This is a genomic window from Lacticaseibacillus hulanensis (genome assembly GCF_004010095.1).
Lineage (GTDB): Bacteria > Bacillota > Bacilli > Lactobacillales > Lactobacillaceae > Lacticaseibacillus > Lacticaseibacillus hulanensis.
The window spans coordinates 39,717-50,061 of sequence record NZ_RRYD01000020.1; the positions used below are offsets into that span (position 1 = coordinate 39,717).

Consider the following 10,345-nt stretch of genomic DNA (forward strand, 5'->3'; position numbering starts at 1 on the left):
TTCACAAACGAAAAGTTTGCGAATCACGCTTTTTAACTATGCAGCACTAATCTCAATTTTACCGTCAACCAGTTCGGCCTTTAACTTCTTCACGTCTAGGTGGTCGAGGTAGAAGTCGGTGACACGGTCACGGATTTCGCGTTCGATGACGCGGCGCAGTGGGCGGGCACCCATGGCCTCGTCGTAACCTTGCTCGATTAGCCATGCCTTCGCGTCATCACTGACGGTGAGGGTGATGTCCTTTTTCGCCAGCGTCTTGTTGACGTCTGCCAGCAGTAAGTCGACAATCTTGCCCAAATCGTCCTTAGTCAGGTGACTGAATTCCACAATCCCGTTGAACCGGTTGAGGAATTCTGGACGGAAGTAAGGGGCGAGCCGCTTCATCAAGTCGATGTCCGCTTCCTTCTTGCCGGTGAGGGCTTCATTACCGAAACCAGCATTGGAGGTGGCGATGACAACCGTGTTCTTGAAGTTGACCACGTTGCCCTGGCCGTCAGTCAGGCGGCCGTCGTCCAGCACTTGCAGTAAGAGGGTGAGCACTTGCGGATCGGCTTTTTCAATTTCGTCCAGCAGTACGATGGAGTACGGATTGCGGCGAACGCGTTCCGTTAAGGTGTTGCTATTGTCATCGTAGCCGACATAACCCGCAGTGGTCCCAATCAGCTTGGAAACGGCGGTACGGTCACTGTATTCGGACATGTCGAGGCGAATGATGGCGTCCTTGCTGCCGAATAGGTCTAAGGCTAATTGCTTGGCCAGTTCGGTCTTCCCGACCCCGGTTGGGCCGACGAACAGGAAGCTACCGATTGGCCGGTTACCTTCATCAAAGCCGGCACGGTTCCGGCGAATGGCCCGGGCCACCATGTTGACCGCCTCGTCTTGGCCAATGACCTTGCCCTTAAGGCGATCACCAATGCCCTTGAGGTGTTCGATGTCACTAGCACCGAGCTGTGCTACTGGGATACCAGTGAGCCGTTCGACTGCCTGGGCGACGTCATCCTTGGTGGCAACAACATCGTCCTTGGTGTTACTTGCGCTTTGGAGTTTTTCTTCGGCCGCGGCGATGTCTTTCTTCAGCGCGGCAGCTTTTTCAAAGTCCTCGGCCTTTGCCGCTTCGTCCTTGGCCTTATTCAAATCCTTGATGCGATTCTCTAGGGAACCTTGTCCTCGGCTGGGTGCTTTGCGGCAAGGTGGGCGGCCGTCATGTCCAGCAGGTCAATGGCCTTGTCGGGCAAACTACGCTGCGGGATGTACTGAACGGAGTAATCAACCGCGGCGTGCAGTACCTCATCGGGTAACTGAACGTGGTGGTGCTGTTCGTAGAGCTTGCGGACGCCTTGCAAAATCTTGAAGGTGTCATCTGGCGTTGGCTCGTTAACCGTTACGTCGTTGAACCGCCGTGCGAGGGCAGCGTTCTTCATGATGGTGTTCCGGTATTCATCTTGGGTTGTCGCCCCGATAACGGTTATTTCACCGCGGGACAGGGCGGGCTTGATGATGTCAGCGAGTCCCTTGCCACCGTCCTCGCCGCCGGTACTACCAACGCCAAGAATCTGGTGAATTTCGTCGAAGAACAAGATGACGTTCCCGGCCGCCTTAACTTCCTTGATTAAATTCTGAATGTTCTGCTCGAAGGACCCACGGTATTGGGTGCCTGCTTCGAGGTTAGAGAGGTCGATGCTGTAAATCTGCTTGTCGCGGATTGCTTCGGGGACCTTGCCAGCAACAATATCCTGCGCAAGGCCTTCCACAATCGCGGTCTTCCCAACGCCGGCGTCACCAACCAAAATTGGGTTGTTCTTGGTCCGGCGACTAAGAATCTCGGCCGTCTCCTGAATCTCGTGCTCCCGGCCAATCACGGGATCGAGCATACCGGCTTTCGCTTCGGCCGTCAGATTCCGGCCCAGCTTCTCCAGGATGCCGCCTTTTTTGACGGCAGCTTCACCGGTTGACTGGACGGGGATTTCACTGGCGCTATCATCGGGCAGCTTACCCGTAGCGCGGTACTGCGAGAACTGTTCTGGGGTCATTTCGTGGCCATTAACGCTGTAACGCGCGGTGCCATCGCTGCCCATGTGCCGAAGAACCTGATTGAAGAAATCATCCATGTCGTTGTTAAAAAATCCGTCTGAAAACTGAGCCATATTCTGTAACCTCCTTAGGGTAAATAGGCTAACAAAAAAGCGTCGACAAGAACCGTCAACGCTTTGAGCTAGTCTATTTACTTGCTTGACTAACGAAAAACGTTGAGCCAATTGATTGTTCTTGTTTACATAATGTATAGTAACACGATTTTAGCACTCGTGCAAGTAGAGTGCTAATTTTCGAAGCGATTCCCTGTTAATTCTCGGAGCAATCTGTGCTAACCGTGTTTCTGCCTCCATTTTATTCCCCAGGAAATAAATGTCGAAGGTTGTGGCGGTGAACTTTGCCCTAAAAATGTTAATGCTACACCTCGTTGCTCGCTTTTCTGGCGCAGTTTGTGTACATTATCAATGTAAGCGAAAACAAAAATATTTATACCACGTCCGCACCGTTCCGACGTAAAATCGACGGTTGGTATTCAATAAACGGGAGTGAGATTCATGCAACTTGGTGACCGACTACGCGCGATTCGGCGTGATAACTTATTAACGCAAAAGGATATTGCCGACGAACTGCACGTCAGTCGCCAAACTGTGTCCGGCTGGGAAACGGGGCGTAGTTATCCAGATATTACGAGCCTGATTACGTTAGCGGAGACGTACCACCTGTCGCTGGACGAAATGCTCCGTGAAGATGAGGCGGCCACCGCGAACTTGGTGAAGCAGGATCAGCAGCGGCGAGAAGCACGGACGGTTTACTTGTCCGCTTTTACGGTCGACATTGTGCTCTTTCTGCTTGCAATATTGCACGCGCTCAGAGTGCCGGGATCTCGTTTTAGTCCCCAAGTGTCGCTGGTGTTATCTGCTGCGATTCTTGCCAACCTATTTTCTGTGGGCCCCAGTTACCGGCGCTATCGGCTGTTAACTAGCAAGCGGGTGGACCGTACTATGTCCCTGGGCAATCTCGCGTTAAGCATTGGTCTTATTGTCATCGTGTTGATTCTTATCTACGGTGTGCGCGGATTTTGTCCCGAATTTATCGGTGCTTTGATTGGTGGGCTGGGCGGCCTCGGCTGGTCCATTGTTTACAGGCGGCTAAAGTATGGACCGATGCGAATGACGTGGAATATATGGTAAGTGGTGACATGCACCGCAATGATGGAGGACGAAAATGTTAGAAGTTAAAAACCTAACCAAGCGCTTTGGCACGATGGTTGCCGTTGACGATGAAACCTTTAGCGTCAGCCCAGGTGAGATTATGGGGCTGATTGGGCAAAACGGGGCGGGGAAGACCACGACGTTCCGGATGATTCTGAATTTTATGAATCCCGATAGTGGCACCGTGTCGTGGCAGGGCCACAAGCTGACCAGTGCCGACTACAACATTCTCGGGTACCTGCCCGAAGAACGTGGACTGTACCCGAAAATGCGGGTTGAAGACCAAATTATGTATTTCGCGCAGCTACGCGGGATGAAGGCGGCGGACGTACGCAGCCAGATTGGCCCCTGGATGAATCGATTCCAGGTTAAGGGCAAGCCAACTGACCGCGTGAAGGACCTTAGCAAGGGGAATCAGCAGAAGGTCCAGCTAATCGCGGCCCTGATTCACATGCCGAAGCTGGTGATTCTGGACGAACCGTTCACCGGCCTAGATCCCGTGAACGCGTCGATTCTGGAAGACGGAATTAAAATGTTGCGGGATAGCGGTGCCGCGATTATCTATTCCAGCCACAACATGGGCAATGTTGAGGCTTTGTCTGACCACTTAATTATGTTGCGGCAGGGGCGGGTAGTCCTCCGCGGCACGGTGGCAGAAATCAGGCAGAGCTTCGGGCGCACGAAACTGTTCATTGAATCCCCGTTGAGCGCAGAAGAACTGGCGTCGTTTGCTGGCGTTGAGCGTGTGCGTGCGGATGGTGCGCGGTACGTGCTTACGTTGAATGACCCAGCGGCGGGGGAGCATATTTTTGCGGCGGCGACGGCGAAGGGCTATATTCCCGAGTTCAGCCAGCAGCCCCCGACGCTTGATGAAATATTCCGCATGAAAGCAGGTGCTAGTCATGAATAAATTTTGGGTTGTCACTAAACAGGTGTACAAGAAGAACGTTCGGAGCGGCTCATGGCTATTTCTGGTGGTGTCGCCAATCTTGCTGGCGGCCATCATTATTGGGGTCGGCTTCATAATGGGGAACTCGGCGGAAAACGCCAAACTGGCGGTGGTCACGACGCAGCCGGCTGTGACCAGGACAATCGGGAAGGCGGCCGATGTTAAGGCCAAGACCTACACGAAAGCGGCCGCGGACAAGGCTTTGCGCGAGGAAAAAGTGGACGGGGTGCTGACCTTTGCCGCCGAAAAGTCGGCGCTGAGTGCGCATTTGACCACCCGCGTTGGTGGCCAGACGATTGACACGGCGGGCATCACCGCGGTGCTGAATCAGATGAGCATGCAGTCGGCGGCCCAGCAGCTGCAATTGTCCAGTGCCCAGTTGCGGCAGCTGACGGCACCAGCCAAGCTGAAAGAATCGGCGGTCGCCTTCAAGGACGGCAAGCGGGTGAACAAGGATTCATCCACGGATGCCGTTAATCGCGGCATTGCGATGGGAATCACCATCCTGATGATGCTCTTCATGATGGTTTACGGCAGTATTTTGGCTCAAGAAATCGCGACGGAAAAGGGTTCCCGGATTATGGAGATGCTGCTGTCGTCGGTCAGCGCCACAACCCAGTTCTTCGGCAAGCTAGCGGGGATTCTGCTGCTGTTATTCACCCAAATCGCCGTTTACGTGGTGGCGGGCGGTGCGGCGTGGCCGATGCTACAGAAGCAGGCAATCGTCAAAATGATGCTGGCCAATTTCGACTTCTCCGCGCTAGCATCTGTTAACGGCGCGCAGATTATTCTGTTCTTCCTCATTGGCACACTTAGCTATGCGGTTCTGGCGGCACTGACGGGCTCACTCGTTGCTAACCAGGAGCAGGTGCAACAGGCAGTCATGCCACTCACGGTGCTCGGTTTGCTCGGCTATTTCGGGGCGCTTACCGCACAAGCGGGGGATTCCGCCATCATTCGCATTGGCAGCTACATTCCATTCCTGAGTGCGTCGATTATGCCCGTGCGTTCCACGATGGGATTCGCGACAAGCATGCAGGGCTGGATAGCGCTCGGTATCAGCACGGTGTTCCTCGGATTGTTCACCTGGTTTACCGTTCGGGTGTACAAGGCCAATGTGCTGGTCTACAAGGAGGGCGGCTTAGGCAAAGCGTTGCGGTCCACGTTAACGTTCATGCGTGCGCAATCGTAGGTCGGCAGGTTCTCGGTAGAAGGTAACGCGCGCAAACATTAGTAATCAAAAAGAGGAGACGTGCACCCTGCAGCGCAGGGCGGCCATCTCCTCTTTTTGATTTGGTGATAAAACTTAGAACCGAAAACCGCGGCTGAGCAGGATGCTTTCGTCAGCACTTGATGAGGGTGCAAAGCCCTTGCTAAGTAGGTCCTTGATGTACAGACCGTTGTAGATGAAGCTGAAGATAAAGGTGACTAGCGTTGCACCGAACCCGAGCGTGAACGAGCCACACGCCACCTCAATTAATGCAATAATGGCGAACCATTTGAAGTCGCCGCGGAACAGGGCGGGGAAGAAGCCAAAGAAGAGGGTGGTCCAAGAGTAACCAACCTTTACCTGTTTGGTTTCACCCGTGTACGAGCTTGTTAAATTAACGTGCATGATTTACGTCCTCCAATGTTATATTGGCTTGAGTATAGCATGATTACGGCCGCACGATGTCAGACTTGAGCAGTAATTGTCAAAATAATTGATACATGCAATGTTATTTTGCATGAACACTGGCCAAAAAGTTTGCTGTTTTTTGACCAACCACTCAAAGCGCGCGCCCATGCGTAAGTAAGCGGCTGCGGTAATAATATTCTTGGCCGCTAAGTCCCGCGCTCTGCCTGTCCGGAGCGCAACAAGCCTTAACTTTCGCGGGCAGGAGTGGCATAATCCAATGTGGAGCTTACTAATATATAGGAAATAGTTATACATAGTAGTGGGAATTAATTGCTCAATTTAATTATTTTGACCATGCACGCAAAAGTGCTTTTTATTTTGCGCGCAAACCTTCGGAGGTGAAAGAATGGACGACGAAACGCGTGAACAGGGGCCATGGCGGCGTAATTTGTACGTGCTCTGGGGCTGTACCTTCGTTGCGGGGATTGCCTTCAGCGAAATCATGCCGTTCATGTCCCTTTACGTTAATCAATTAGGGCATTTTAGTAAGCAACAGGTGTCGTTTTACAGTGGCCTTGTCTACGCCGCGACTTTTCTGGTGACGGCAATCGTGTCACCAATCTGGGGTAGCCTAGCTGATCGCAAGGGCCGGAAAATTATGTTATTGCGAGCCTCTGCCGGGACGGCGCTCGCGATGTTCCTCATGGGACTGGCGACCAACGTGTGGATGCTAATTGGGCTCCGCGCGCTCCAAGGGTTGTTTGCGGGCTTTATCTCTAACGCGCAGGCACTCGTTGCCTCCCAAACGCCGCGGCGGTACAGTGGCCGTGCGCTCGGGACGCTCGTGACGGGATCAACGTCGGGGATGCTCATGGGGCCAATCATCGGCGGGATTCTTGCCCAGGTATTTTCCATTCGCAACACCTTCTTCATCACGGCGGGATTATTAATGCTGACATGTTTGCTGTCGGCGGTTCTGGTTGAAGAATACTTTGTGCCAGTTGAACGGCCAAAGGGGCAAAAGCGTGAGGGTTTGCTGAAGCAGTTCGACAACCCCAAGCTCATCATTATCCTGTTGTGCTCGACGCTGATTGTGCAGCTCGGGAACGCTTCGATTTCACCAATTATCAGTCTGTACGTGCGTGAATTAATGCACTACCGCGGCCCAATTACCGTTGTTGCCGGCGTGATTGCCGCGTTACCCGGGATTTCCAACATCATTATGGCCCCCCGGCTCGGTAAGTATGGGGATACGCACGGCTCGGGGAAGGTACTGATCGGCGGTTACCTGTTTGCGGTGCTTGTGTACTTCCCGCAAGGTTTTGTCGGCAGCATCGTTGCCCTGGGCGTGCTGCGCTTCATGGTCGGTGTGTCTGATGGGGCACTGTTCCCAACCATCCAAACACTGCTCACGAAGAACTCACCAGTCTCGGCGACCAGTGCTATTTTATCCTGGAACCAATCATTCCAGGCACTTGGCAACATGTTTGGTGCTTTCCTCGGTGGCGCGCTTGCCGGTGCGTTTGATTACAACGTCGTCTTCATTTCGACCGCGTTCATGTTGCTCATCAACTTCATCATTCTGTGGTTTACGGAGCCATCGCTGCGGAAAGGCAACCGGTAGCGGGCTTTGCCTGAGTTATTAACCAATCATTGTTGACAAGATGGGCGTGACCGAATTGGCCACGCCCATTTTTTATTTGGCATTGCGTTGACTTTCGGCCCAATTGGAATTATATTAAGTGCATGAGAAATCAATAAGATTTTCACTACGAAAGGAAGAGTAAGCGCGCACGTTGGTATCAGGAAGTCATCGGGATTGGGAAGATGGCACAACGGCGAGCTGAAGGTAGTCCCGGAGTGAAAGGTGGCACCCATTATCGTGCAGCGTTAACCGAATGTCGTCGTTCGGCCAACGCGTTGAGGCGTGAGTCGTGAGGTTTGCGCACACACAGGGTGGTACCGCTTGTTTATAGCCCCTATGCTAGCAATTGTCGCTAACATAGGGGCTATTTTTGATTTCTCAATCGCTGGCAGCAGCCACATCGTTTCACCTGAGTATTTTAGAGCGTAGGGAAGTGATACATCATGCTAAAGGATAGCAATGGTGGCAAGGGTGAAGTGAGTAGGCGCTAAAATCCCCGGCAACCATGCACAAACACATAGATACTTCACATATCGCATTTAATCCCGTTGCCGATTTTGTGGTGGCGGACACATATTGATTGACCAGCCATTTTTTGTTGATCACATATGATGAAGATGCGGCGGATTCGCTGTATCTCGTCACCGCGTGAATTCGCGGTACATAACTAATCGTTGGCGCTGTTGGACAAGCCACTGGCGCCGAACATAATTAAATTGACCTTGCTGGGAAGGGATTAACACGTTGGGGCGGCACTGTGACTCGCGCACCACCGATACCGATAGCTATTGGGCTGACCTTCCCTGCAGCAGCCTTTAGGAGGAATACATGGACTTTGTTGGTGCACTCGCGTTTTTACTCGTCACCACCACGCTAGCCGGCCATTTTGCGCGGCGCTTCGGGTTGCCGGCCGTGGTTGCCGAAATTTTGATTGGCGTTCTTGTTGGGCCGGCGGTGTTCGGCCTAATTCACACAAATCAGTTAATCAGCACGTTCGCGGATATTGGGGTGATTGTGCTGATGTTTTTGGGTGGCCTCGAAAGTGATTTGGCACTCCTCAAGCGTTACCTGAGGCCGGCCATTATTGTGGCGGTCTCTGGGGTGATTGCACCAGTTCTGCTCATCGGTGTGGCCAGCCACTTTTTTGGCTTCAACTGGTTTGAGGCAATCTTCATCGGGGTGATTTTCTCGGCAACGTCCGTGTCAATCTCGGTTGAGGTGCTCAAAGAATACGGGGCGCTCGGCACGCGGGAAGGCGCCACGATTTTGGGGGCGGCCGTGGCCGACGACATCATCGGCGTTATCCTGCTCAGCATCATGATTGCGCTCATGGGTAGTGCCGATGCTGCGGGCAGCGCGGCGCCGCTATGGCTGACACTACTCGAGCAGTGCGGGTTCTTCGTCGCATGTTACGCGCTGGTGCGCTGGCTTGCTCCCGTGTTGATGACGCTGAGTGACAAGGTGCTGATGACGGCCAGCCCCATCATCATGTCCTTAGTGATTTGTTTTGCCATGGCCTGGCTTGCGGATTTTGTTAGCTTGAGCGGTGCTGTGGGTGCCTTCTTCGCCGGTGTTGCCGTTGCCCAGACCGACTGGAAACAGCAGGCGGCGGCCAGCATCGAACCAATTGGGTACGCGGTTTTTATTCCCGTCTTTTTCGTCAGTGTGGGCCTCGACGTTACGTTTAGCGGGCTGAAGGAATCGTTGCCGTTTGTCATCATCATGACCGTCCTCGGCGTTTTGACCAAACTAATTGGTTGCGGGTTCGGAGCGCGCATTAGCGGGTTTACCGGGCGCAGTACGTACATTATTGGCGCCGGGATGATCTCGCGGGGCGAAATGGCGTTAATCACGGCTCAGATTGGCTTTTCGGCGCACTTGTTAGCGAGCGCCTACTACTCAGACATAATTCTGGTGATAATTTTGGTCACGTTGATTGCACCATTTATGCTCAAGCACGCCCTTAGTGGTGGCGATGCGCTGATGGTTGAACCGGAATCCGGCAGATGATTAAATTGCTTATAAAATGTTAGTGAAAATGGTAGACTAGGAGAAGTGAAAAAGCTAAACTAGGGATAAATGGATTTGGCTTAGCTCTGGAATATTGGCAGTGTTTCTGGCCAACGTTCCGGGGTCGAAAGAGGTGAGCAGATGGATACTCAAAACGCAATTGCAGATGCAACCAAACAATTAGTTGAGCAGCGGGGCTTTGCGGCTGTGACGGTGACTACCATCATGAGCGCTGCCCACCTGCGTCGACAGACTTTTTATGACCACTTTAAGGACAAGTACGACGTGGTTGCCTGGATTTACCAAAACGATGCCCACGACGTTACGGGGCACACACAAAGCGGCAACTGGACTGCGGTCCTCAAGTCATTGGTGCAGTATTTCGATAATAATCGGCGCTTTTACCGCGACATTCTTGCTGTTGAAGGGCAGAACGCGCCCGCAGCGGTTGTTCGCGACTGCTTCAAGAATATTATCTGCAACGGCTTAATGGCCCTTAGCCGTGAAGAGCAGGTAACTATCGGTGGGCAGTACTGCCAGTTCATGCGCGAGCTACTTGCTGACGGCGTAATGGCCGAGTTGCAGCGCTGGATGACTGCACTGAAGCCACGGACGGCACAGCAGGAAAACGAGTTTTTACGGACGTTTATTGAAGACCAAATCAACGGTGTCCTCTTGCGTCGGCGCCGTATTAACGAGTACCGGTCTATCGCCTAACAAAATATTCCACACAAAAGCAGGCCGGATTCCGACCTGCTTTTGTTGGCCGGCAGCGTCAGTGGTTTCGGAGTTGGTTGGTACTGTGTGGTATAGGGGCCGCGCCTGGGCGGGGCCGGTGCGCGTTCCGTGCGGCTGGGATTTTCCGTGCGGCCGGTTGAAGC

At 53.1% G+C, this 10,345-nt stretch carries 7 protein-coding genes and 1 pseudogene; 6 read left to right on the forward strand and 2 right to left on the reverse strand.

All coding sequences use genetic code 11. The features are described from left to right. Positions 1-36: 36 nt before the first annotated feature. Positions 37-2,144, reverse strand: a pseudogene (locus tag EKN00_RS06555) (AAA family ATPase). A gap of 441 nt (positions 2,145-2,585) precedes the next feature. Between EKN00_RS06555 and EKN00_RS06560 the strand changes: the two are divergent. From EKN00_RS06560 to EKN00_RS06570, 3 genes are read left to right on the forward strand one after another with little or no spacing between them, the layout of a single operon-like run. Continuing rightward, on the forward strand, positions 2,586-3,221 hold the full coding sequence (locus EKN00_RS06560; RefSeq protein WP_127849343.1) for a helix-turn-helix domain-containing protein: 636 nt from the start codon (positions 2,586-2,588) through the stop codon (positions 3,219-3,221). Positions 3,222-3,255: 34 nt separating this feature from the next. Beyond that, on the forward strand, positions 3,256-4,152 hold the full coding sequence (locus EKN00_RS06565; RefSeq protein WP_127849344.1) for an ABC transporter ATP-binding protein: 897 nt from the start codon (positions 3,256-3,258) through the stop codon (positions 4,150-4,152). After that, the gene (locus EKN00_RS06570) at positions 4,145-5,383 is read left to right on the forward strand and encodes an ABC transporter permease (protein WP_127849345.1); all 1,239 of its coding nucleotides are present in this window, start codon (positions 4,145-4,147) and stop codon (positions 5,381-5,383) included. The genes EKN00_RS06565 and EKN00_RS06570 overlap by 8 nt, the downstream gene beginning before the upstream one ends. Before the next feature lie 114 nt (positions 5,384-5,497). On the opposite strand, the gene EKN00_RS06575 is transcribed toward EKN00_RS06570, so the two are convergent. After that, positions 5,498-5,806: a DUF2628 domain-containing protein gene (locus EKN00_RS06575; protein WP_127849346.1), complete on the reverse strand. Its 309-nt coding sequence runs from the start codon at positions 5,804-5,806 to the stop codon at positions 5,498-5,500. Between the two features lie 409 nt (positions 5,807-6,215). Between EKN00_RS06575 and EKN00_RS06580 the strand changes: the two genes are divergently transcribed. From EKN00_RS06580 to EKN00_RS06590, 3 genes are all read left to right on the forward strand, one after another. Further along, on the forward strand, positions 6,216-7,433 hold the full coding sequence (locus EKN00_RS06580) for an MFS transporter (protein WP_127849347.1): 1,218 nt from the start codon (positions 6,216-6,218) through the stop codon (positions 7,431-7,433). An 849-nt stretch (positions 7,434-8,282) separates the two neighbouring features. After that, on the forward strand, positions 8,283-9,464 hold the full coding sequence (locus EKN00_RS06585) for a cation:proton antiporter (RefSeq protein WP_127849348.1): 1,182 nt from the start codon (positions 8,283-8,285) through the stop codon (positions 9,462-9,464). Between the two features lie 141 nt (positions 9,465-9,605). Next, a complete protein-coding gene (locus tag EKN00_RS06590) occupies positions 9,606-10,181 on the forward strand; it encodes a TetR/AcrR family transcriptional regulator C-terminal domain-containing protein (protein WP_127849349.1) in 576 nt (191 codons plus the stop codon). Positions 10,182-10,345 lie beyond the last annotated feature (164 nt).